Source organism: Pseudomonas sp. MYb193, assembly GCF_002966775.1.
Lineage (GTDB): Bacteria > Pseudomonadota > Gammaproteobacteria > Pseudomonadales > Pseudomonadaceae > Aquipseudomonas > Aquipseudomonas paracarnis.
In genome coordinates this window covers 2731300-2755371 of the sequence record NZ_CP023269.1, presented here as the reverse complement: position 1 = coordinate 2755371, position 24072 = coordinate 2731300, and the positions used below count along the sequence as shown (strand labels likewise).

Below are 24072 nucleotides of genomic sequence, written 5' to 3'. Positions count from 1 at the left end.
CTGCACCGCTTCGTTTCCGTAAGGAGTACGGGAGCAGTGCGTTGTTTTCGAGCCAAGTTTTCAGGATTCAACCATGAAACATTTACCCCTGTTGGCGGGCCTGTTCGGCTGCCTGCCTGTTTGCGCCTCGGCCCTTGAGTTGGCGCCAACCACCATTGACGGCGAGCAAAGTGCCGAGCCTGGGCTGGCCCTGGACCAATCCAGCGGCATGGCCTCGCGCCTGGGCCTGAGCGTGCGGGAAACCCCGGCGTCGGTGGCCATTGCTAACCGCAACGATATCGAGCGCCACGGCGCCAAGACCTTCCGCGATGCGGCCAATACCCTGCCCGGCGTCAACGCCAGCGCGCCGCCTGGGTTTGGCGGGTTTGTCTCGTACCGAGGGTTTACCAGCAGCCAGATCACCCAGATGTTCAACGGCATCAATGTCGCCACGGGCCTGGCGCGGCCGGTGGATGCGTGGATCTATGATCGTGTCGAACTGGTAGGCGGCCCCTCCTCCTTGATCAACGGCGCAGGCTCAGTGGGTGGCTCGCTGAACTACGTGACCAAGCTGGCAAGCCGCGAGGAACAGGCCATCGAGGGCCAACTGAGCTATGGCAGTTACGACACCGCCGGTATGGCGTTCGGCCTCAACCATGCGCTGACCGAACCCGGCGCCGAAGTGCAGCACTACGCCCGCCTGGATGTGAGCCGCAACACCAATCACAGCTACATCGACCGCGACCGGCGCGATGCCTGGAGCGTGGCGTTTTCCCTGCTCAGCGACCTTACCCCGAACCTGTCCCACACCCTGGCGCTGGAATATCAGGACGAACATGAAGACAGCCCGTACTGGGGCACGCCGGTGCTCAACCCCAAGGCCGGTGAGCTGAAGATCGACAAGCACAACCGCTTCAATAACTACAACGTTGCCGACGGCCGTTATGAGCAACGCACGATCTGGGCACGCTCGATCATCGACTACCGGATCAACGACAGCACCACACTGAAAAATACCCTCTACCACCTCGACAGCCAGCGCGACTACCGCAACCTGGAGACCTACCAATACAACGCCGACAACAGCGCGGTGAACCGCTCGACGGCCTATCAGGTGCGCCACCAAGGCGCGCAGAACGGCAACCAGTTCGAACTGCGCCATGACACGAGCGTCTTCGGCCTCGCCACCACCTGGTCCGGCGGTTTTGAGTACAAGATCAACAGCACCACTAACAGCCCGTTGAACGTGCCGGGCAAAAGTACCGTAGACCCGAACCACTACGCCCCGGGGCACTTCTATGATATTCCCGGTACACAACCGGGTTTCGTCAAGGACAAGACCAACCAGGTGACTACCAAGGCACTGTTCGTGGAAAACCGTCTGGGACTGACGGATAAGCTCTCGCTGCTGACCGGCCTGCGCTATGACGCCATCGATCTGGACGTGACCAACCATCGTACGATCACCGCCACCAACCCGCGACACTTCAAGCGCAGTTGGGAGCCGGTAACGGGCCGGGCGGGCCTGACCTATCAGTTCATCCCCTCCGCCAACGTCTATGTGCAATACAGCACCGCCGTCGAACAGCCCAACACCACTACACAGGTGTTCGACGTGTCCACCGGCAAGCAATGGGAAATCGGCAGCAAGTTCGATTACCTGGAAGGCCGCGGTTCCGCCACGGTCGCCGCGTACAGGATCGAACGCAAGGACTTCGCCGTCACCGACCCGCTGGACCCGACCAGCAGCATCCCGGTGGGCGCGCAGTCGTCCAAGGGCATCGAACTGGCCAGTTCGTTGCGCATCACGCCGAGGCTATTGGCCGAAGGCAACTTCGCCTGGGTGGACGCGCAGTACGATGAGTTCAACGAGAAAATCGCCAGCGGCGCCGTGGTGTCGCGCAAGGGCAATACGCCAACCAACGTGCCCAAGCGCGTGGGTAACCTATGGTTGACCTATGACTTTGCCGAGGATTGGCAAGGCGGGGTGGATGCGCGCTATGTCGCCCAGGTGTATGCAGACAATGCCAACACCCAGACCGTACCGGCCTATACGCTGTTCGGCACCTTCCTGCGCTATAAGGTGGATGCGCATACCTCGGTAACCGGGCGCGTACGTAACCTGACTAACGAGGTGTATGCCGAGTTTGCCCATGTGTCGCCGGCGTACTATCTGGGGACGCCGAGGACCTTTGAGCTGGCCGTACAGACCAAATTCTAAAGCTTGAATACAGTCAAATGTGGGAGCTGGCTTGCCTGCGATAGCGGTGGGTCAGCATAAAAATATGTTGTCTGACACTCAGTCATCGCAGGCAAGCCAGCTCCCACATCTTGACCTTCACTCGATACAAAGACCGCCGGTTACTTGAGGCTCGCCTCGACCTTCCGCGCCACATCTTCCGTCAACCAGGCCTTCCACACCTGCGGATGTTCCTTGAGAAACGCCTGGGCCACCTCCCGAGGCGGCGTGTGGTGCTCGCTCATCGTCGCCAAGGCTTTGTTAAGCGGCTCGATGGGAAACTCGACCTTCTCGAAGAACTGGGCAATCTGTGGATGTTCCTGCTGGAACGGCGTCGACACGCCAATGCTCAGCTTGGAAGCCAATGAGCGTGTCGGCTTCGGGTTCGGGTTGTCTGCGTCAGTCAGGGTCTTCCACGCACCTGCATCAAATGGCGGTTCTTCCAGCTGGATCAATTTATAGCGCCCCATCAACGGGGTCGGCGACCAGTAATAGAACAGCACGGGCTTGCCCCGACGAATCGACGAAGCAATCTCCGCATCCAGCGCCGCGCCCGACCCGCTGCGGAAGTTCACGTAGCTGTCGTCCAGGCCATAAGCCTTGAGCTTCTGTTTGTTGACCACTTCGGAGGTCCAGCCAATGGGGCTGTTGAGAAAGCGCCCCTTGCCTGGGGATTCCGGGTCTTTGAACACGTCCTTGTAACGCGCCAGGTCCTGCACGCTTTTGAGGTCCGCAGCCAAGGGCTTGAGCCCTTTTGAGGGGTCACCCTTGATCACGTATTCCGGCACCCACCAGCCCTCGGTAGCGCCTTTGACGATATCGCCCAGGCCCGCCACCTTGCCTTCGGCTTCCGCCTTGACCCACACCGGGCTGCGGCCAGCCCATTCCTCGCCGATCACCTGGATGTCGTTCTTGGCCAGGGCGGTTTCCAGGGTAATGGTGGTACCAGGCAAGGTGTCGGTGGGCAGGTCATAGCCCTTCTCGACGATAAAGCGCAGCACTTCAGTGATCAGGCTGCCGCTTTCCCAGTTCAGGTCGGCAAAATGCACCGGTGCCTGGGCAGCCGATACCGGCAATGACAGACTCAGGGTCGTCAGGCCCGCCGCCAGCAGTGACTTCAATCCTTTCATGCCTGTGCACCTCGCGTTTTCGCAGTCATGGCGAACGGCTTTGCTGCGAATGCGCGAAGCCTCTGAATAGTTAAGTCAACTCAACTGTAGTAGAGGTTCCAAAAGACAAAGATGCACAGCGTATTTATCGCCTACTCGCTGGCCTTGAAGGTCACCAGTTCACCCTTGCGCCATTTGGCGGCTTTGCCAGTCACGGCCTTCAGGGTCTTGGTCAACCCTTCCTGCAATTGCTCATGGGCGGCGAATACCAGCATTACGCTGTGGCCTTCCTTGAACACAATACCCTGGCCTTCGTTCGACGACACAAAGGCGTAGTCGCCGAGGCCGTAGACGGTCAACTTGATATCGCGAAACCTCAATTCGAACTTGCCACCTTCGCGGCTGGGCAATACCGCTGCGCGAAAATGGTCACCTACTTTGAGTTCCAGACGTGGCTTGTCATCCACGACCAGCGCCGTTTCGGTATCGATTTCGGCGATATAAATACCTTCCGGCGTCTGTTCGGTGACGTAGACAAACCGAGATTGAAACTGCTTGACCAACTTTGCGCGCAAATCACCCAGCACGAATAACGCGTGCATATCCAGATTACTGACTGCCAAGGAAACGCCCCCACATCAAAAAAGCACTGGCCGCCAAAGCGAACAGCACAAAAAATGGCCGTTACGACACGATACAGAGTCATTAAAAAACTGAAGAGAACTCGTAAGGCTAGTACAAACCTCAACGGCGGACCTCATGGGAAGTCAACCGTGATACAGCAAATCACAGGTTCAACGACCCGAGAATACGGGTCTGCCGACTTCAGAGAATAACCCAATCAAAAATGCAGTTTTCCGACACCCCAACACAAAAAAACATCTGGGCATGGAACCAGTCACGAACTACCGACGACAATACTAGAACAGCAACCAGGGTGAAAACCACCCGAAACAACGCAGACAAGCTAACCGGATCGATCGACAGGAGCTGAGCATGCAACGACGTCAACACGACGCTACGTCTTTCCACACTCGTTCACCATGTCCCGACGAACAGCAATACTACTGCCTGCTGAACCTGAATGGGTACTCCAATTCGGTGCTTTACCAAGTTGTACCCGCAGGAAAGAACTTTTTTCATATTCTTGAAGTGCCCAGCGGCAAGATCAAGGGGTTTCGCAGCGATCACATCAAAGCCTGCGAACTGGCCAAGTCCCTTGAAGCCAAGCTGTACGCCTCAGGCGGCGGAATCGTTTCGTCGCCTGTATGACTTTACCGCGCCACAGCCCCTCAACAACTGCCATACTGGCCTGTCCATGGAAGTTTGCCCCCTCGCGGGTCAGGTTTCATCAACGCAGTTACCTTGAAGGGAAAGCCATACGTGACGGAATTTGATATTGGCGAATTTATTATCCACGGCGATGCGAGGGAAGTAGACGGTGAGTTTCAAGCGGTCATCATCATGCGAGCCAAACCACCGCTGAACAAGGTCACCGCGCACCAGGTGGAGAAAGACCGCTGGTTCAAAACCGCCGACGCAGCGGCCGTGGCTGGCAAAGAGGCGGCCAAGGCACTGAAGACCGCCGTGGATTGCGGCGCACTCAATACCTGACAACCCGATAGAACTCTAGCGTGCCCTGCCCCTCACATGTATGACGATAAGCCCGCATGGAGAACGCTATGGACACCACCATCCCAACCCTTGAAACCCTGTTCGAACAACTGGGGCTGGATTCCAGCCAGGAAGCCATCGAACGCTTTACCGCCGAACATCGACTGCCCGATGATGTAAAACTCATCGACGCGCCATTCTGGAGCGAACAGCAGGCGAACTTCCTCAGGGAACAATTGCAGGTCGACGCAGAATGGGCTCCCGCAGTGGATGATCTCAATGCGCTGCTGCATTAGCCTCCCCGCGCTTGATCAATGCAGGCTGTCTGACGCTTCCCTGCGCAACAGCGCTTGCCAGGCAGCCTGGCATTCTTGCGCCTCGTCCCGGCTGGCGAACGCAGTGCCGCGCTGCTCACCGTTGAGCAACACCACCCAGCAAGCTCGCTGGCCCAGGGCACGCAGGGTTTGGGGTACGCCACTGCCGATCATTACGGCCACATCGACTTTGTTTTGCATGGAGCTTCTCCGCAGCATTAGTTAGCTGGCTAACAATGTTGGCCATGCTACGGCTTTATTCCAGTTGGAAAAAGCTATCCACGGAATAGCTTCATTGCATAAACAGCAACAATGCCGATCCAGGGCGGCCAGCTAGAGAGCCGCCCCCTTCACCGCATCAGGCTTGACGCTGGTGCTTGTCGATCTGCTCGTGACGCTCTTGCGCTTCGATGCAGTACTTGGTGGTAGGACTGATCAGCAGGCGCTTGAGGCCGATAGGCTCGCCGCTGTCGTCACACCAGCCAAAGGAATCTTCCTTGATGCGTTCCAGAGCACGCTCAAGTTGCGGCAGCATGCGCTGGTCGCGGTCAATGGCGTTTACCAGCCAGGTGCGCTCTTCTTCGACAGAAGCCGCGTCAGCCGGGTCGGCCGGGGTGTCCAGGCTCTCAATGGCGATACGGTTCTGCTCAATGCGCTCGTGGTGCTCCACCTTCATGTCTTGCAGCAACTTCTCGAAAAAAGCGTGCTGTTCGGCATTCATGTAGTCATCCGCCGGCATGGCCAGCAACTTTTCCTTTGTCATTGATTTCTCTAATAAAAAAATACGTGCATTAAGGCGAATTAGGGAGCGTTCCGGCCGACCTGTGCAGGTCTCGGAAGGGCGCCATCCATTCCAAGCGCCACCCGGCACTCAATTTACGAGGGGCGGCAGTCTAAGGCCGACTTGAGGGCGCAGCAACTGAAAAGACAGGCATTTTTTCCCGATCAACCCCCAAAGGCACCAGGACGGGCTTGGCGAATGGTCATCGGAGTGCGTTTATAGCAAGAAATTCAGTGTTGTGGAGCTATATAGAAGACAAACGGTTGAAAGTGCCTGATCCCCTGTAGGAGCGAGCTTGCTGTGGCGAGGGAGCTTGCTCCCGCCGACCGCGCAGCAGTCTCCGGCTTTTGGGGGTGCTTCGCCCCCGCAAGCAAGCTTGCTCGCCACACAAGCTTGCTCCTACAAGGACAGGTACTCAGCGCTTGAGCTTGCGCTTGTTGCGGTATTGGTCGATCACCACCGCCACCACAATGATCAGGCCCTTGATGATGTCCTGGATATACGCATCCACCCCGACAAAGGTAAACCCGCTGGCCATGACGCCGAGGATCAGCGCGCCGATCACCGTGCCGGTGATGCGCCCTACTCCACCGGCCAGGCTGGTACCGCCGATCACTGCGGCGGCAATCGCGTCCAGCTCGTAGGACATGCCCATGCCGGCCTGCCCCGTCGCTGCACGTGCCGAGGCCACCACGCCGGCCAGGCCCGCCAGGAGACCGGCGATGCTATAGACGATGATCAGGTGACGCTTGACGTTGATCCCCGAAGTGCGCGCCGCCTGCATATTGCCGCCGATGGCATAGGTGTACTTGCCATACTTGGTGTAACGCAGGGCAATGTGGAAGATCACCGCCACCACCAGGAAGATAATCACCGGCATCGCGCCATGGCCGATCGCTGTGTAGGAGTCCGAGAGCATGCTCACCGGCTGGCCTTCGGTGTAATAGCGCGCCAGGCCACGGGCCGAGACCATCATGCCCAGCGTTGCGATAAACGGCGGGATGCCAGTGACCGCGATGATGCTGCCGTTGATCGCCCCCGCTAAAAGCCCTACGCCCAAGCCCATCGCCACCGGGATCCACACCGGCAAGTCGGTGAGGGACGGAAACACCGCCCGGGAAAAGTCGGAGGTCTGCGCCAGGCTGGCGGCGATCATCGCTGACAAGGCCAGCACCGAGCCGGACGACAAATCGATGCCCGTGGTGATGATCACCTGGGTCACACCGATGGCCAGCAGGCCGATGATCGACACCTGCAGGATCATCAGCACCAGGCGCTGGGAGTTCATCAGAAAGCTCTGGTCGCGCACGATCCAGCCGAACAATTCAAACACCAGGCCGATACCGATCAGCACCAGGAAGATACTCAGCTCGGTGGGCATGCGTCGACGGTTCTTGACCGGCGCGGTTGCCGGCTTGTTGTCTGTTATTGCGTTCATAACCCATCACCTTCTTAATCTGTAGATCAGTGGACTGCGGTCATCCCGGAAGCCAACTGCATGACTTTTTCCTGGGTCGCCTCGGCGCGATCCAGGGTGCCCATCAGTTCACCCTCGTGCATCACCATCACCCGGTCGCTCATGCCGAGCACTTCGGGCAGTTCGGAGGAAATCATGATCACCGCCATGCCTTCGCTGGCGAGGAAGGCGATCAAGCGGTAGATCTCGGCCTTGGCGCCCACATCGATACCACGCGTCGGCTCATCCAGGATCAGCAAGCGTGGGTTGGTCATCAGCCAGCGCGCCAGCAAGGCCTTTTGCTGATTACCGCCGGATAAGGTGTCGATGCATTGCTCCAGGGACGGGGTTTTCACCCGCAGCTTCTTGCACATGTCTTCACACAGGGCACGCAAGGCTTTCTGCTGGATAAAACCGTTGCCCGAATAGTGCGGCAACACCGCCATCTCCATGTTCTCCAGCACCGACAGGCACGGGAACAGGCCGCTGAGCTTGCGGTCCTCGGTCAACAGCGCAAAGCCTTTCTCAATGGCCATATGCGGGTCGGTAATGCGAACCGCCTTGCCGTCCAGGGTGATTTGCCCGCTGGAGCTTGGGGTGATACCGAAAATGGTTTCCGCCACGTTGGTGCGCCCGGAGCCCATCAGCCCGGCGATACCGAGGATCTCCCCGGCGTGCAGGTCGAACGATACGTCCTTGAATACGCCGTCCAGGCTCAGGTCGCGCACCGACAGCAGCAGGTCACCAATAGGTGTTTCGCGCACAGGAAACAGCTGGCTCAATTCACGTCCGACCATCATCGAGATGAGGCTGTCGCTGTTCATGCTGTCGGCCCGTTGCAAGCCGATGTATTGGCCGTCGCGGAACACCGCCACTTCATCGGCGATGGCGAACACTTCGTTCATCTTGTGGGTGATATAGACGATGCCTTTGCCCTGGGACTTAAGGTCGGCAATGATCGAAAACAGGTGGGCCACTTCCTTGTCGGTAATGGCCGAGGTGGGTTCATCCATGATCAGGATGTCGGAGTCGTAGGACACTGCCTTGGCAATCTCGACCATCTGCCGTTCGGCAATGCTCAGGTTGCCGACCTGTTCTTCGGGGTCGAGGTTGATGCGCAGACGCGCCAGCAACTCGGCGGTGCAGCGGTGCATTTCGCGGTGGTTGACCATGTGCAGGCTGTTGAGCTGTTCGCGGCCTATCCAGATGTTCTCGGCGATGCTCATATGGGGCATCAGATTGAGTTCCTGGTGGATCATCGCGATCCCGGCCTTTTGCGCGGCCAGCGGCGTTTCAAAGGTGATCGGCTTGCCACGCAGGCGAATTTCGCCGGCGTCGGGCTGGTAGATGCCGGCGATGATCTTCATCAGCGTCGACTTGCCCGCACCGTTCTCGCCCATCAACGCCAGCACCGTGCCGGGGCGCACCCGCAGCTGCACATCGTCCAGGGCCACGACACCGGGAAAGCCTTTGCTGATGTTGAGGATTTCCAGCAGGTAGGGTTCGTCCAGCGCCAGCGCCGGGTGGGCGGCGGGCTGAGACGTGGCGGCTTGAGCAAGCATAGGGAGGTACTCCATCTGCAGGGCGGCCGTGACCGCCCTGCCAGCTTTTGTTGTTATGTTGGGCTACTTAAAGTCTTTGACGTTGTCCGGAGTGATCAACTGGAACGGGATCACCACGTTCTGCTCAACCGGCTCCTTCTTGGCCATCTTGCGCGCTGCCTCCACGGAACCCACCGCCTGGCCCTTGGCGTCCTGGAAGGCCGAGGCGGCCATGTCACCCTTGGTGATCGCGTTCAAGCCATCGGGCGTGCCGTCGACACCGGCAATCAACACGCTGCCTTTTTCCTTGCCGGCCGATCTCAGGGCCATGGACGCCCCGATCGCCATCTCATCGTTGTTGGCCAGCACCGCATTGAAATCACGCCCTTGGGTCAGCCAGTCGTTGACCAGGGTCATGCCCCGGTCACGCAGCCAGGCGCCGGTCTGCTCCTGCTCGATCTTGATGTCCGGGTACTTGGCCAGCACTTCCTTGACACCCTTGGTGCGGTTGGTGGTGGAGTTGTTCGCCAGGTCACCCAACAGAATAACGACCTTGCCCTTGCCGCCGAGTTTTTCGGCGATGTATTGCATTTGCAGGCGGCCAGCCTCGACGTCATCGGAGGTCACGGCCACCACGTCCTTGGGCAAGTCTTTCTGGTCCGGGCGGCGGTTGACGAACACCAGCGGAATACCCGCCTTGGTCGCAGCCGCAATGATGTTCTTGGTCGACGCGGTATCGACCGGGTTGACGATAATGGCGTCGACTTTCTGGCTGATAAAGTTCTCGACCTGGCTCAATTGCTTGACCACATCGGCCCGCGCATCTTCAAACTGCAATTGCACGCCATCGCCCTTGGGATAGGACTTGGCTTGCTTGTCCATGTCCTCTCGCAGGTAGGTGAGGAAGGTGTCATCGAACGCTGACATCGTCACGCCCACCTTGAGATCGGCGGCGCCGGCAACGCCACTGGCCAGCAGCATGGACAAGGCCAGGGCGGTAAAACGGATCGGGGTCTTCATGAACGGTCTGTCTCCACTTTCTTGTTGGTTTTTTTTGACGTTGCGTTGATCAGGACTCGGCTGTCAGTCGCACCACCGGCGCGCCTGGAATGCAGCACACCAGCGCGCCCTGGTTTTCGACGCACAGCACATTCAGGAAGGAGAAGTAGAACGGCCGGGCGCGGGGCAGTCCGCGTGGCGCTTGGAGGGGGCGTAAAACTCGCAGTACAGCGTTGAAGATTTTCATCTGACGGTACCTGGTTGTTTTTGATCTTGTTTTTGTTGAGTCGCCCGTAGGTTCCGGGACGTACTTTATGCAACCTGGAAAAGACTGTATTAGAAAATAATTTCCATATCAACCTGTTTTAGAATTTTATTCTATTTTCGTCGAAACCACCTGCTGGCGCTCGGCACTCAGGCGCGCGGCGTCCAATATACGGGTGGTTTCCAGGGCGTCATAGGCATTGACCGGCAGCGCCCCCTGCCCCACCACGGCAGCTAGCAACTGCCGATAGAATTGGGGCCAGCAGCCCTTCTCCGACGGCACCCGCTCACGCTCCGGCCCTTGCTCAAACCAGCCCCAGCGTCGATGCTCCTCAGCGCCCCAGTGTTCACCTTCGGTTTTCGGTGACTTGCCGGCCAGCAGCGCTTCTTCCTGGCCATCCAATCCGTCGACGGTGTAACAGCCCAGGCTGCCACTGACGCGAAATCGCGGTGCCTGGCTGTTCTGCAACGCGTTGCCCCACAGGTGCGAAATCACGCCATTGGCATGGGTGAGGGAGACAAAGAAGCCGTGATCCACCGTGGGATGTTCTGGCGTGTAGTGCAATTGGGCGAACACCCGCTCCACCGGGCCGAACAGTTGCAACGCCTGGTCCACCAGATGGCTGCCCAGGTCGCGCAGCCAGCCGCCACCACTGGCATTGCCCACGGCCTGTGGGCTGTAGCGCTCCACGCGGGATTCAAAGCGGGTGATGGTGCCCAGGGCGCCGGCGTCGATCAGTTTGCGCAGGGTCAGGTAATCCGAATCCCAGCGCCGATTCTGGTAGACGCTGAGCAGCGAGCCCTGGCGCTCGGCAGCGGTAATCAGGGCCTGGGCTTGTTCGGCGTTGGCGGCAAAGGGTTTATCGCTGACCACCGCCACCCCGTGCTCGATGGCTTCCAGCACCAGGGCCGGGCGACCTTTGAGGGTGGTGGAAATCACCAGGGCATCGACGCCGGCTTCGACGATCTGGCCGATGGAGTCGAAGGCTTTGACACCCGGAAGGTCAGTACTCAGTTGCTGGCGACGTTCGGGTGAACGCGTCACCACGCCGACAAAGGTGGCGCCAGGCAGGGTGGCGATCAACGGCGCATGAAAAAAGCGTCCGCCGTGGCCGTAGCCCACTAGTCCGATTCGCATGCTCAACTCCAGAATTGATTTGGAAACCCAATCAACTGTGGGAGCTGGCTTGCCTGCGATAGCAGTGAGTCAGGCAATCAATCTATCACTGATAGACCGCTATCGCAGGCAAGCCAGCTCCCACAGTGTCAACCACTTTTCTGCAGTGAGTTAGCCGTAGAAGCGCGGGCGATCCGGCAGGCTGACTTTCACAATCTGCCCATTGCCCTGGGCTTCAATACACGCATCCGCCGCCACCGCCGCCGCAAACCCATCCCAGGCCGACGGCCCGCCAACCTGCCCGGCCAGCACGCTGTCGATAAACGCCTGCAATTCCACGTCATAGGCACCGATAAACCTATCCTTCCAATCCATCAGGATCGCGTTGGACAGCTTCGCGTCGCTGCGCAGTTGCACCTGAGATGGCTCCGGCAACTTGGCGATACCGCTCTCCCCCACCACTTCACACTGGATGTCGTAGCCGTATTGGCAGTTCACAAACACTTCCACGTCGATACGCGTGCCTTTGGCAGTTTCCAGCAGCACGATCTGCGGGTCGCGCAGGTGCGCCAGCGCCTTGCTGGTCTTGCGCGGGAACACCACCTGCACGGACACGTAGTCGTCGTTGAGCAGCCAACGCAGCACGTCCAACTCATGGATCAGGGTGTCGGTGATCGCCATGCCGGTGTTGTAGTTCTCGCCCACCGTGGGGTTACGGTGCGCGCAGTGCAGCATTAACGGCTCGCCGATCTGGCCACTGTCGATCACCGCCTTGAGGGCACGGTAGCCTTGGTCGTACGGGCGCATGAAACCCACCTGGACCAGGCGCTTACCGTGTGCCACTTCGGCCTCGACAATGTTGCGGCAGCCCTCGGCCGTCACCGCCAGGGGTTTTTCACAGAACACCGGTTTGCCGGCGGCAATCGCGGCCAGCACAAATTCTTCGTGGCTCGGCCCCCAGGACGTCACCAGTACCGCTTCGACCTCTGGCGAGTTGATCAACGCATGGCCGTCCGGGTATACCTCGGCGTCCAGCTTCAAGTCCGCCACCACCTGGGCCGCCTGCTCAAGGTTGATGTCGGTGACGGCCACCACCTGGCTGTTGAGCAAGGCCTGGCTGCAACGACGAATATGGTCCCGGCCAATGGCGCCCGTACCAATCACTCCAAGTTTCAAAGACATGCAAACACTCCTCTTGTTGTTAGTACTGCCGGGCCTTGGCCAGGTGTTCATTGAGTTTTTTGGCCGCTGCATTCGTACGTTCACTGGTGGACACTTGCGCCACACCCACACGCCACCACGACAGGTAGCCGTGGACCATGGTCTTGGGCAGCACCTTGATATCGATCAGCGTGGAGACGCTTTGCGTGCGGGCATCGGCCAACGCCGCTTCCAGCTGTTCCAGCGTGCTGACCTTGTAGGTCTTGCAACCGTAGGCCGCTGCGCTCATGGCGAAGTCCACCGGCACCAGGCCACCGTCGAGCTTGCCGCTCTCGGGGTTGCGGTAGCGGAACTCGGTGCCGAAGCTGTCCATGCCATTGCCAATCTGCAGGTTGTTGATGCAACCGAACGCCATGTTGTCCAACAGCACCACGTTGATCTTGCGGCGCTCCTGGATCGAAGTGGCCAGCTCCGAGTGCAGCATCATGTAGGAGCCATCGCCGACCAGGGCGTAGACCTCCTTGCTCGGCTCGGCCAGCTTCACGCCCAGGGCGGCATTGATCTCGTAGCCCATGCATGAATAGCCATACTCGACGTGGTAGGTGTTGACGCCCTTGCTGCGCCAGGCACGCTGCAAATCACCGGGCAGGCTGCCGGCGGCGGCCACGATGATTGCGTCATCGGCCAGGCGAGCATTGAGCACGCCAAGCACAGCGCTCTGGGTCAAGCACGAACCGGTCAGCTCGATGAATTCCCGCAGCACGGCACGGTCCAGATGGTCGTCGACTTCGGGGACAAACTCATCGCCCTGGTAGTGCACCTGATGCACGCGGTCGACTTCGGCGTCGAGTTGCGCCTTGGCGTCGGCGATCTGCTCGCCCCAGCCCGAACGGTAATCGCCCAGAGCATCTTCCAGTGCTTCAAAGGCGACTTTTGCATCTGCCAGCACTTGCACGCCGTCCAGCTTCAACGCATCGCAGGGGCTGATATTGAGGTTGAGAAACTTCACCTCGGGGTGCTTGAACAGCGATTTTGACGAGGTGGTGAAGTCGGTATAACGGGTGCCGATGCCAATAATCAGGTCGGCCTCAGGCGCCAGCAGGTTAGCCGCCAGGCAGCCGGTTTCGCCGATGCCGCCGACGTTCAGCGGATGGCTGGACACCACGGCGCTCTTGCCTGCCTGGGTCTCGGCGAACGGAATATCGAAACGCTCGGCAAAGGCTTGCAGGGCCTGGTTGGCGCCGGAGTATTTGACCCCGCCGCCGCAAATGATCAGCGGCTTGCGCTTGCCGCGAAACGCCGCCAGCGCGTCGCCGATCATGGCGCTGGTGGCCGGGCGTCGGTCGATGCGGTGCACGCGTTTTTGCAGGAAATAGTCGGGGTAGTCCCAGGCTTCGGCTTGTACATCCTGGGGCAAGGCCAGGGTCACCGCGCCGGTTTCAGCCGGGTCGGTCAGCACGCGCATGGCATGGATCGCCGCGGTCATCAGTTGCTCGGGGCGGTTGATGCGGTCCCAGTATTTGCTCACGGAGCGGAAGGCGTCGTTGGTGCTGATGCTCAGGTCGTGGAACTGCTCGATCTGCTGCAACACCGGGTCGGGCTGACGGCTGGCATAGACATCGCCGGGCAACAACAGCAACGGGATGCGGTTGGCGGTGGCGGTGGCTGCGGCGGTGAGCATATTCGCCGCGCCCGGCCCGACCGAGGCCGTACACGCATAAATCTTGCGGCGCAGGTGCTGCTTGGCGAACCCGATGGCGGCGTGGGCCATGCCTTGCTCATTGCGACCCTGATGCACCACCAGGTCGCCGCTGTCCTGCTCCAGGGCCTGGCCAAGGCCCAACACATTGCCATGCCCGAAAATAGTGAACACCCCGGCGACAAACTTGCTCTGTACGCCGTCGACTTCGATGTATTGGTTGTCCAGGAACTTCACCAGGGCCTGGGCCATGGTCAATCTTGTTGTGGTCATCACTTGCACCTATGAATGCAATTGGAATGTTCAACACCGATCCACGGTGGGAGCTGGCTTGCCTGCGATAGCGGTCTATCAGTTGCACAGGTATTGCCTGACACACCGCTATCGCAGGCAAGCCAGCTCCCACATTTTTGATCGCGTTATGGCAGGGGCTTTTGCAAATACGCCATGCTGCTGCCCAACGCCTGCCGGATATCCGCCAACCCGTGCACGCTTTCGGCAAACGGTTCGAACGACAGATAGCCGCTGTAGCCGGTGCTCAGCAAAGTATCGATCTGCGCCGCATTCCCGAGGATATCGTCCTCGCCCACCAGCACGCGGTGGCCGTCGCGGATCGAGTCCAGCGGCGCCTCGCGGTCTTCCACCCCGGAGATGTGCACCAGCCCGGTCAGTTCCGGGAAGAACTCATGCTCGCCGGCCAGGTGATGGTGAAAGGTGTCGTGCACCACACGAAACACATCCAGGCCACCGATGGCCTTGATTGCATCCACTGCCACGCGCTTGCGGCGCAGGGCGGATATGGTAAAGCCCAGGGGCTCGATGAAACCAAGAATCCCGTACTCGCGCAGGATCAACGCCAGCTCGCTCAACGCCGTGCGCAAACCAGCCGCGCGCTGCGCGTCGTTGCGCGTATCGCCAGGCTGATTGAACGGGCACATCACCAACCCCTGGGCCCCGCACTCACGAGCGTAGGTGGCCAGTTCGATTGCCTGGGCACGGCGTTCGTCATTCCACACATCAAAGGGGTACAGCGCGTTGATCGACAGCACCTTGATGCCCTGCGCTGCGCACAACTCACGCACGCGGCTGGCGGGTGTGCCGTATTCGATTTCACGGTTCTTGAGGTCGTTGCGGATCTCAATGGCCTCGCAGTTGAGAGCCGCCGCCAACTGGATGAAATCCGGCAGGGACAGGTTGGGGGCGACCATGCGGTTAAGGGCAAAACGTAGCGGCGACTTCATTGTTGTTGTTCTCCGTCCAACACCGTTTACAGGTCCAGCAGCCAGCTGTGCTGCGGGTCGTTATGAAAATGCCATGCACGCTTGGGGCCGGCCATCACGTTCAGGTAATAAGACTCGTAGCCGTACGGCACGCTGACCGGGTGATAGCCCTTGGGCACCACCACCAGGTCACTGTTTTCCACGGCCATGGCCTGGTCGATGCTGCGATCGTCGGTGTACACGCGCTGGAACACGAAGCCCTGAGGCGGGTTGACCTGGTGGTAGTAGGTCTCTTCCAGAAAGCTCTGGTGCGGCAGGTCGTCGGTGTCGTGCTTGTGCGGTGGGTAGCTGGAGGAATGCCCCGACGGCGTGCGCACTTCCACCACCAGCAGCGAATGGGCCGGCTCGCTGTCGGGCAAGATGTCGCACACATAGCGAGTGTTGGCGCCTTTGCCGCGCACACTGCGCTTGCACTGCTCGGGGCGGATCAAGCGCGGGGCAAAACCCGTAGCACCCGGCGCTGCGCAGACGGCAATCTGCACATCGCTCAGGGCCGTGACTCGGGCGTCAGTGCCCGGCGGCAAATAGGCGGCGAACGGTGACTTGTCTTCGAACACCGACTGGCGATCCCCCAGGTTCTGCCAATTGAAGCCTTCGCCTTCAATATTCACTCGACCGCTGAGCAGCACCAGGCACAGTTCCTGATCGCCCGCACTGACCGGCAGGGTTTCGCCCAGGCTCAGGCGATAGGCGGCAAAGCCTACGTACTCCAGGCGACCCGCCTCCAGGGCAACCATGGTTTGCCCGCGTTTGCTGCTTTTGACCAACAAGCTCATCACTCAAGTCCTCTGGTTGAGAAGCGCACGCAGGGTGTCGTAACCCTTCTTCGCGTAGATATAGCTGGGCGCCACGGCCGGGTCCTGCTCGGCTTCCACCACCAGCCAGCCCTTGTAGTTCGCCGCGAGCAACACATCCAGCAACGGTGCGAAGTCGATATCACCATCGCCGGGCACGGTAAAAGTGCCGTTGACGATGCAGTCCGGGAAGCTCCACATCTGGTTACGCGCCAGTTGCACCACGGGTTTGCGTACATCCTTGAAATGCACATGGCAGACGCGGTCGATATGCTTGCGCAGCACCTCAATGGGTTCGCCGCCGCCCATGTAGCAGTGGCCCGAATCAAACAGCAAGCCGACTTCCGAGCCCGTGCGTTTCATCAACTGGTCGATGTCCTCGGGGGATTCGACGTACGCGCCCATATGGTGGTGATAGGCCAGGCGCACGCCCTGGGACAAGGTGAAGCGCGCCAGCTCGGTAAGCTTGTCGGCGTAAGCCTGCCAGGCCTGTTCACTGTGAAAACGCGGACGCTCGATCAGGCGGATGCGCGAACCCTGGATCGAGTCGGCGACTTCACCGTACACCAGTACGTTGGCACCGTTTTGTTTGAGCAGTTCGACATGGCCGGCAATGGCCTCGATCTCCTCGGCCACCGAACGACGGGCCAGACGGCTGGAGTACCAACCGGACACCAGCGCCAGGTCATAAGGACGCAGCACGTCAGCGACGCCCTTGGCATCCTTGGGGAATTTGCCGTTGAGCTCAAAACCTTCGTAGCCGATGTCCTTGCCTTCGCTGAGGGCCGTGCTCAGCGGGGTCTCACCGCCGAGGGCCGGGAGGTCGTCGTTGCTCCAGGAGATCGGGTTGATGCCAATTCGGATTGCGGGCATGGCTGCACCTTTTGTTTTTATCTTCAGAATTCACTGGGATCTGCTTTGTGTGGGAGCTGGCTTGCCTGCGATAGCAGTGTGTCAGGCAGTACATTTGCAACTGATAGGTTGCTATCGCAGGCAAGCCAGCTCCCACATTTGATCGTATTTACCGTCGGGCGCTGAGCCAGGCATTGATGAGCTGTTCGAAGGTCGCCTGCACCTGCTGGATCAGCGTTTCATCATCAATCTCCCCCGCCATCCATGCCCGGCTCGGCTCGTGGAAGATCGTGCGGCCCACGGCAAACCCACGGCAGGTGCTGCTCTGGCTGGCTTGCTTGAAGCCATCGGCGAGAAACTCGGGGGAAGCATTCAGGCCCAGCAACACCACGCCACGGCAGTAGGGGTCGCGTTCCTGGATCAGTTCGTCGAGCTTTTTCCAGTCTGCGGCCGACTGGGTTTCGATCTTCCACCAAGCCGGGTAAATGCCCAGGTTGTACAGGCGCTTGAGGCTGCGGTAGAGCACGTCCGGGTAGGTGGACGGGTGATCCTTGGGCGGGATGACTTCCAGCAGCAGTTCGTGGCCACTGACCAACGACGCCTCGTACACCGCCTTGAGTTGCGCTTCCTGTTCAAGGCGCAGCATCGGCTCGTCATCGGGGTGAAACTGCACCAGGCACTTGATGATCTGTTCCTGGGGCCAGGCAATCAGGTTGCTGCCGATCGAACGCCCGTGCTCGAACGCCAGGGGCCGCGAGTTCTGCACTTCCACCGGGCGAGCGATCCACCAGCCGCGACCGCTGGCGGCGTTGAGTGCATCCTGGCCGAAGCGTTGGTCGGCGAGCAGGCCCACATCCGCCTCGACGCCCTGCTCGCTGAGTTTTCGCTCGACGCGTTCGATGGCCTGGATAAACAACTGCTTGATGTCGCTGATACGCTCAGGGGCCTGGCCACCTTTTTGCGCCAGCTCCACCAATTGCCAGCGGTGGTCGAAGGCAAAGATGAACAGTTGCTTCCAGGCTTTGCGCGGCACCGTGACACGGTGCAGGCGTTGCAGGGTCACGTCCTGGTCCGGCCGGGTGATGGGCACGGGGCTGTTGAACAGGTAATCGAGTTCGGCGGGGGTCGGCATCGCTGGCGCACAGGCGTGGCGCGATACCACCAGGCCGCCACAGGCATTGGCCAACTGGCTGCAACGCTCATCGCTGGCGTCATTGATCCAGCCGCTGAGAAAGCCCGACATAAAAGCATCGCCTGCGCCCAACACGTTGAGCACTTCAACCCGCACGCCAGGATAGATGGCCCCGTCTTCCAGGCGCGCCGGAATTGCGTCGTGAATCACCGTGCAGCCCTGAGGGCCGAGCTTGACCACCAAAGTGGCCGGGGTCAGTTCACGCACGGTGCGCAGGGCGGTGAGCAGGTCTTCACTGCCGCCGGCAATCAGGAACTCCTCCTCGGTGCCGACGATCAGGTCGAAACGCGGCAGGATCTTCTGCACATGCTGGCTCACATTCTGGTCGGCGACGAAACGGGTTTCGCCATCAGCCTTGCCCGCCAGGCCCCACAATACGGGGCGATAATCGATGTCCAGCACGCGCTTGACGTTGTGCTTGGCCGCATAATCCAGGGCCTGCAGACTGGCCTTGTACACGCCGTCGGTGGAAAAATGCGTACCGGTGATCAATAGCGCTTTGCTGGAGGCAATAAAGGCTTCGCTGATGTCTTCGGCGCGCAGGGCCATGTCGGCGCAGTTTTCGCGGTAGAACACCAGGGGGAAGGTTTCGCGGTCCTTGAGGCCCAGCAACACCAGGGCGGTGAGGCGCTCCGGGTCGACCTTGATGCCGCTGACATCACAGCCTTCACGGGCCAGGGATTCCACCAGGAAACGGCCCATATGGTCATCACCCACCCGGCTCAGCATCGCCGACTTGAGCCCAAGCCTGGCCGTGCCGAAAGCGATATTGGCGGAAGAACCGCCCAGATACTTGGCGAAGCTGGTCACATCCTCAAGCCGCGCACCGACTTGCTGCGCATAAAGATCGACGCCCAGGCGCCCGAGGCAAATCAGATCCAATTGACGCCCACTGGCAAAACGAGTCTGGCCCATGCTGGCTCCTGTTATTTTTATCAGCCTGCGTTGTGCCGCCGTGGCGACGGCAAACGCTCTTGGTGGGAGCAGACTAGAACGTCCGCTGGCAGCAATCAATATTTATTCCATAATTATTTTTAGTGGAATATTTTTTCCAATACCTCAGGATAGTGGCACGCCAGCGCCCATGCATCGTTTCAGCAGGCCACGCGGGCCGTGATGCCGGGGTATTTTTTTGCGCCTACCCTGTAGACTTGCGCCACCTATCAGCGCATCAGACGAACACGCCAGAAGGATTGCCCATGTCCCGCACCGATCCCGAGACTCCCCTGGAAGAAACTATCGCCAGCCCTCCGATCAATGCCGAACGCCTGTTGCAGCTGATCACCGACGAATATGAGAGCCTGCCGCGCCAGCTCAAGCGTATCGCCAGCTACATGAGCCAGCAGAGCGACCGGATCATGGTCGACCGGATCAGCGACATCGCCCGGGAATGCGAAGTGCACCCTTCGGCCATCGTGCGGTTTTCCCAGCGCTTCGGTTTCAGCGGGTTCAGTGAGATGCAGGCGCTGTTTCGCGAGGCGTATACGCACAAGACCACGCCGGTGCAAAACTACCAGCAGCGCATCCGCAGCATGATCGCCAACAAGTCCCAGAAGGCCAGCGGCGGCGACCTGGCGCGCGAGTGCGTCAACGCCACCCTGTCGGGCATCGAACGCTTGGGGCTGGAGTTGGACGACGCTGCCTTCGAGAAAGCCGTGGACCTGGTGGTCAATGCCGACAACATCTACGTGGTCGGCGTGCGCCGCTCCTTTGCGGTGGCCGACTACCTGGTCTACAACCTGCAGCACACCAACAAGCGCATCCACCTGATCTCGGGGCTAGGCGGCAGTTATCGCGAGCAGATGCGCAGCGTGCGCGCCAATGACCTGGTGATAGCCATCAGCTTCACGCCCTACGGCAAAGAGACCCAGCACTGCCTGCGCATCGCGCAGCATCACCAGGCCAAGACCCTGATCATCACCGACAGCAACCTGTCGCCCCTGGCCAAGCGGGCGAATGCGGTGCTGTTGGTCAATGAAGGTTCCTCGTTTGCTTTCCGCTCGCTGAGCGCCACGCTGTGCCTGTGCCAGGCGTTGTTTATTGCGGTGGCGTATCGGTTGGAACTCAAGGTGGATGAGATTCACGAACAGGTTGGGTTCGACGACTGACCCGCCACCTGTAGGCGCGAGCTTGCTCGCGAAAAACGCAAGAACGCCGCGGCCATTTTGAATGAACGCGGCGCCCAGCAGTTCTTCGCGAGCAAGCTCGCTCCTACAATTAGTGCATGAAAATTGCGATCAGGATGATCACCGGAATCGGCACGCCGAGGAACCACAGCAGTAATGAGCGCATCATGTTCTCCTTGAATTAACGAACGTAGTTTTCGGTTTCGACGTACACCACGGCATCTCGGCGGCGGCCGCCGAAGGTGGCGGCGAAGCTGGCGAAGAACGCACCAATGAGCAGGGCCACGAAGGTCCACAGCGAGGTGTAGGCCGCTACTTTCGCAGCGGTGTCAGCGGCTTGCTTGGCTTTGAGCTTGGCGTCTTCAACAGCCTTGCGCGCGTCGCCATAGACCTTGTCGATACGGGCTTCGGCATCGGCCTGGCTAAGGTTGGTGCGTTGGCTGATCAGTTGGGCCAGGTAGGCGCGATCTTCCGCTGCCAGTTGGCCGTCGTTGCTCAACGTACGCGTCAGGATACGACCGACCACGGCGTGGGCTGCATCATCGCTGACCGCCGCTGGGCGATCATCGCGGAACAGGCTGTCGACGTAGTAACCGAAGTCACCACTGTCGGCACCCTTTACAGAGCTGCCCGCAGCTTGGGTGAGGCCGCTGGCGGCGCCCGATGCCACGCTGGCGCCAGCTTTCACGCCGCCGCTGACCACACTGCTGACCGAGCCGACCACCAGCATCGCCGTGATCAATGTGGCCACTGCCCACGCCAGGAAGCCATGGGCGGTGTCGCGAAAGTACACCTCGTCCCCGTGCATATTGGCCCACTTCACCCGCAAACGACCGGCGATGTAACCGCCCAGGCCCGACGCAACGATCTGGGTGAACGCCAGCCAGACAATTGTGGAAATGCCAAGACCCTTGGCGCTGATACCGCTGTCAGCCCAGGGCGACACCGCCGAAAAGCCCAGGCCGAAGCCCAGCAATACCAAGATCAATGACAATGCAGCCGCCGCAGCGGCACCGGCGAAAATCGCCCCCCAGGAAACCCCGGAGAGCGTGCTTGACTCTTGCAGCGTGGATGAGGATGTGATCATTGTTGTTTTGCTCCAGGCACGAAAAATGATGTTACAAGTCTCAAAACGGACAGTGCAGGCAACGTGCCAGTCGCAACAAAAAATAAAACTCTTTAATTTCAATAACTTAATTAAATTGAACTTAACAAGATCATGCAGATTGCAATAAAAAGCTGCTCCAAGCGGGCGATCTGCATTCCCCGACTTGACGAGCCCTCCAGTGGGAGCGGGCTTGCTCGCGAACGCGGTGTACCAGTCCCTGAATCTTCAACTGAACCACCGCGATCGCAGGCAAGCCAGCTCCCACATTGTTCTGTGTCGAATGTGGAAGTTGGGGTCGGTTTCAGGAAGATGAAATTTTATTTAGGAAACATTCAGCAACTTCTTGGCAAAATGTCGCCACTTCTAGTGTGAACGCTCACCAGGTACTCCTATGACCCGCATTTTGACCATCGAGGATGACGCCGTAACGGCCCGCGAGATTGTCGCCGAGCTGAGTAGCCATGGACTGGACGTAGATTGGGTGGACAACGGCCGCGAGGGCCTGGTCCGTGCCGTGAGTGGGGATTACGACCTGATCACCCTCGACCGCATGCTGCCCGAGCTGGATGGCCTGGCCATCGTCACCACGTTGCGCACTATTGGGGTGTCTACGCCGATCCTGATGATCAGCGCCCTCTCCGATGTCGACGAGCGCGTGCGCGGCCTGCGTGCCGGCGGCGATGACTACCTGACCAAGCCGTTCGCCTCGGATGAAATGGCCGCCCGTGTCGAGGTGCTGCTGCGGCGTAAAAGCACGGTCCAGGAATTCGAAACCGCGCTGCGCGTGGCCGACCTGGAACTGAATCTGATCAGCCGCGAAGCCAGCCGGGCCGACCAGCCGCTGACCCTGCTGCCCACTGAATACAAACTGCTTGAATTCCTGATGCGCAACACCGGGCAGATCCTGTCGCGGATGATGATTTTCGAGGAAGTCTGGGGTTATCACTTCGACCCCGGCACCAACCTGATCGACGTGCACATCGGCCGTCTGCGCAAGAAAATCGACCCACCGGGCCTCACGCCGCTGATCCGCACGGTACGAGGCTCGGGCTATGTCATTGCTGAACCCCTCTAAAGGCTGGCGCTCTTCCAGCAGCCGCTTGCTGGCGCTGTACAGTTCGTTGTTCGTGGCGTGGAGTTGCATCCTCATGGGGGTGCTGTACTACGAGGTCTCAGGCTACCTCAGCGACTTGTCGCGCCATTCCCTGTTGCAGCGCCAGCATCTTTTCCAGCGTTTCGACGGCGAAGAACTGGTGGAAGCGCTGACCACCAGCATGACCTTCGACATGAAGGGTGTTGACGCCTATGGCCTGTTCGATGAGCAATTTCGCCCCTTGAGCGGGCCGATCCGCGCCGTACCACCCGACCTGCCGCTGGATGGCAAGATTTACGCCCTGACCAATTGCGTGCAATCCGATGACCCCAAACTGCCCAAGGACAGCTGCGATGCCGTGGCCACCCACACCGAAGACGGCCGCTGGCTGGTGTTGGTGCGCGCCAACGGCTCGTTGTTCGGAGTAACGCGGATTATCTGGCACGCCCTGCTGTGGGCGCTGTCCTTGACCATCATTCCTGGCGCTGCCGGCTGGCACCTGCTGCGCCGTCGCCCGTTGCGGCGCATTCGCGGGATCCAGGCCAGCGCCGAGGCCATCGTCGCCGGCGACCTCACGCACCGGTTGCCGCTGTCCAACCGGCGCGACGAGCTGGACATGCTCGCCGCCATCGTCAATGCCATGCTCGACCGCATCGAAAAACTGATGAACGAGGTCAAGGGCGTGTGCGACAACATTGCCCACGACCTGCGCACCCCGCTCACCCGCTTGCGCGCCCAGCTTTACCGCATCAAGCAACAAGCCGAGGAAGACTCGGCCCACGCGGTAAAGCTCGATGACGCCATCGCCGAAACCGACACACTGATGGCGCGTTTTCGCGGACTGCTGCGCATCTCGGAACTGGAAGACCACCAGCGTCGCTCAGGCTTCCTGGTGCTGGACCCGCTGCCGTTGCTGTGCGAACTGCATGATTTCTACCTGCCCCTGGCCGAAGAAGGCAAACTGGAGTTGGTGCTGCAGGGGCCTGATTCACTGCCGTGGGTTACCGGTGACCGTGCGCTGTTGTTTGAAGCCCTGGCCAACCTGCTGAGTAACTCGATCAAGTTCACCCCGCCCAAGGGCAAGGTGATCCTGCGAGCGGTCAACGACCTTGGGAGTACGCGCATCGAAGTGCTCGACTCCGGGCCAGGCATTCCGGCTGCCGAGCGCGCGTCGGTGTTCCAGCGTTTCTATCGGGTCGATGAGAGTGATCAGCAAGGCGGCTTTGGGCTGGGCCTGTCGATTGTGGCGGCGATCATCAACTTGCATGGCTTCAAGCTGGAGGTCGGCACCAGTGAGTTGGGCGGCGCCCGCCTGGTGCTGGAATGCCGCCAGCAACTGATGCCGGAATAAGCG

The 24072-nt window shown here is 59.9% G+C and carries 23 protein-coding genes; 7 read left to right on the top strand and 16 right to left on the bottom strand.

Annotation, left to right across the window (positions count from 1 at the left end):
- Positions 1-73 precede the first annotated feature (73 nt).
- Positions 74-2200 carry a TonB-dependent siderophore receptor gene (locus CLM72_RS12705; RefSeq protein ID WP_105226679.1) on the top strand — a complete coding sequence of 709 codons (2127 nt, stop codon included), beginning with the start codon at positions 74-76 and terminating at the stop codon, positions 2198-2200.
- A gap of 140 nt (positions 2201-2340) precedes the next feature.
- Here the strand turns inward: CLM72_RS12705 and CLM72_RS12700 are convergent, their stop codons facing one another.
- On the bottom strand, positions 2341-3348 hold the full coding sequence (locus tag CLM72_RS12700; protein WP_105226678.1) for an ABC transporter substrate-binding protein: 1008 nt from the start codon (positions 3346-3348) through the stop codon (positions 2341-2343).
- A gap of 131 nt (positions 3349-3479) precedes the next feature.
- A complete protein-coding gene (locus CLM72_RS12695; RefSeq protein ID WP_052199932.1) occupies positions 3480-3929 on the bottom strand; it encodes a hypothetical protein in 450 nt (149 codons plus the stop codon).
- A gap of 394 nt (positions 3930-4323) precedes the next feature.
- On the opposite strand from CLM72_RS12695, the gene CLM72_RS12690 reads away from it, so the two are divergent.
- The 3 genes from CLM72_RS12690 (at position 4324) to CLM72_RS12680 (ending at position 5237) form a co-directional block, all read left to right on the top strand.
- On the top strand, positions 4324-4599 hold the full coding sequence (locus tag CLM72_RS12690; protein ID WP_105226677.1) for a hypothetical protein: 276 nt from the start codon (positions 4324-4326) through the stop codon (positions 4597-4599).
- A 111-nt stretch (positions 4600-4710) separates the two neighbouring features.
- Complete coding sequence (locus tag CLM72_RS12685; protein ID WP_034125688.1) at positions 4711-4941, top strand: hypothetical protein; 231 nt, start codon at positions 4711-4713, stop codon at positions 4939-4941.
- Positions 4942-5009: 68 nt separating this feature from the next.
- Entirely contained in the window at positions 5010-5237 is a 228-nt protein-coding gene (locus CLM72_RS12680) for a DUF2789 domain-containing protein (protein ID WP_105226676.1), read from the top strand.
- Between the two features lie 15 nt (positions 5238-5252).
- Here the strand turns inward: CLM72_RS12680 and CLM72_RS12675 are convergent, their stop codons facing one another.
- The 13 genes from CLM72_RS12675 to iolC form a co-directional block, all read right to left on the bottom strand.
- The gene (locus CLM72_RS12675) at positions 5253-5456 is read right to left on the bottom strand and encodes a hypothetical protein (RefSeq protein ID WP_034125690.1); all 204 of its coding nucleotides are present in this window, start codon (positions 5454-5456) and stop codon (positions 5253-5255) included.
- A gap of 157 nt (positions 5457-5613) precedes the next feature.
- Positions 5614-6018 carry a TraR/DksA C4-type zinc finger protein gene (locus tag CLM72_RS12670; RefSeq protein WP_003191666.1) on the bottom strand — a complete coding sequence of 135 codons (405 nt, stop codon included), beginning with the start codon at positions 6016-6018 and terminating at the stop codon, positions 5614-5616.
- 433 nt (positions 6019-6451) lie between these two features.
- A complete protein-coding gene (locus CLM72_RS12665) occupies positions 6452-7474 on the bottom strand; it encodes an ABC transporter permease (protein ID WP_003191668.1) in 1023 nt (340 codons plus the stop codon).
- A gap of 26 nt (positions 7475-7500) precedes the next feature.
- On the bottom strand, positions 7501-9054 hold the full coding sequence (locus tag CLM72_RS12660; protein ID WP_032897009.1) for a sugar ABC transporter ATP-binding protein: 1554 nt from the start codon (positions 9052-9054) through the stop codon (positions 7501-7503).
- Between the two features lie 63 nt (positions 9055-9117).
- Positions 9118-10053 carry a sugar ABC transporter substrate-binding protein gene (locus tag CLM72_RS12655; RefSeq protein WP_005787737.1) on the bottom strand — a complete coding sequence of 312 codons (936 nt, stop codon included), beginning with the start codon at positions 10051-10053 and terminating at the stop codon, positions 9118-9120.
- A gap of 49 nt (positions 10054-10102) precedes the next feature.
- Positions 10103-10279 carry a hypothetical protein gene (locus tag CLM72_RS28955; RefSeq protein ID WP_003191673.1) on the bottom strand — a complete coding sequence of 59 codons (177 nt, stop codon included), beginning with the start codon at positions 10277-10279 and terminating at the stop codon, positions 10103-10105.
- 126 nt (positions 10280-10405) lie between these two features.
- A complete protein-coding gene (locus CLM72_RS12650; RefSeq protein WP_105226675.1) occupies positions 10406-11434 on the bottom strand; it encodes a Gfo/Idh/MocA family oxidoreductase in 1029 nt (342 codons plus the stop codon).
- A gap of 150 nt (positions 11435-11584) precedes the next feature.
- Complete coding sequence (locus tag CLM72_RS12645) at positions 11585-12595, bottom strand: Gfo/Idh/MocA family protein (RefSeq protein ID WP_105226674.1); 1011 nt, start codon at positions 12593-12595, stop codon at positions 11585-11587.
- Between the two features lie 19 nt (positions 12596-12614).
- On the bottom strand, positions 12615-14546 hold the full coding sequence (iolD, locus tag CLM72_RS12640; RefSeq protein ID WP_105226673.1) for a 3D-(3,5/4)-trihydroxycyclohexane-1,2-dione acylhydrolase (decyclizing): 1932 nt from the start codon (positions 14544-14546) through the stop codon (positions 12615-12617).
- Between the two features lie 146 nt (positions 14547-14692).
- Entirely contained in the window at positions 14693-15514 is an 822-nt protein-coding gene (locus tag CLM72_RS12635; RefSeq protein ID WP_105226672.1) for a TIM barrel protein, read from the bottom strand.
- Between the two features lie 26 nt (positions 15515-15540).
- Positions 15541-16329: a 5-deoxy-glucuronate isomerase gene (gene iolB / locus CLM72_RS12630; RefSeq protein ID WP_019817190.1), complete on the bottom strand. Its 789-nt coding sequence runs from the start codon at positions 16327-16329 to the stop codon at positions 15541-15543.
- Between the two features lie 3 nt (positions 16330-16332).
- On the bottom strand, positions 16333-17220 hold the full coding sequence (iolE, locus tag CLM72_RS12625; RefSeq protein WP_105226671.1) for a myo-inosose-2 dehydratase: 888 nt from the start codon (positions 17218-17220) through the stop codon (positions 16333-16335).
- A 148-nt stretch (positions 17221-17368) separates the two neighbouring features.
- Positions 17369-19306: a 5-dehydro-2-deoxygluconokinase gene (iolC, locus tag CLM72_RS12620; RefSeq protein WP_105226670.1), complete on the bottom strand. Its 1938-nt coding sequence runs from the start codon at positions 19304-19306 to the stop codon at positions 17369-17371.
- Between the two features lie 284 nt (positions 19307-19590).
- On the opposite strand from iolC, the gene CLM72_RS12615 reads away from it, so the two are divergent.
- On the top strand, positions 19591-20499 hold the full coding sequence (locus tag CLM72_RS12615; protein ID WP_105226669.1) for a MurR/RpiR family transcriptional regulator: 909 nt from the start codon (positions 19591-19593) through the stop codon (positions 20497-20499).
- Between the two features lie 199 nt (positions 20500-20698).
- Here the strand turns inward: CLM72_RS12615 and CLM72_RS12610 are convergent, their stop codons facing one another.
- On the bottom strand, positions 20699-21604 hold the full coding sequence (locus CLM72_RS12610; RefSeq protein ID WP_105226668.1) for a hypothetical protein: 906 nt from the start codon (positions 21602-21604) through the stop codon (positions 20699-20701).
- A 412-nt stretch (positions 21605-22016) separates the two neighbouring features.
- On the opposite strand from CLM72_RS12610, the gene CLM72_RS12605 reads away from it, so the two are divergent.
- Together CLM72_RS12605 and CLM72_RS12600 are read left to right on the top strand one after the other, a co-directional pair.
- A complete protein-coding gene (locus CLM72_RS12605; protein ID WP_003191687.1) occupies positions 22017-22700 on the top strand; it encodes a response regulator transcription factor in 684 nt (227 codons plus the stop codon).
- A complete protein-coding gene (locus CLM72_RS12600) occupies positions 22678-24069 on the top strand; it encodes a HAMP domain-containing sensor histidine kinase (protein WP_105226667.1) in 1392 nt (463 codons plus the stop codon). Before CLM72_RS12605 ends, CLM72_RS12600 begins: the two co-directional genes overlap by 23 nt.
- Positions 24070-24072 lie beyond the last annotated feature (3 nt).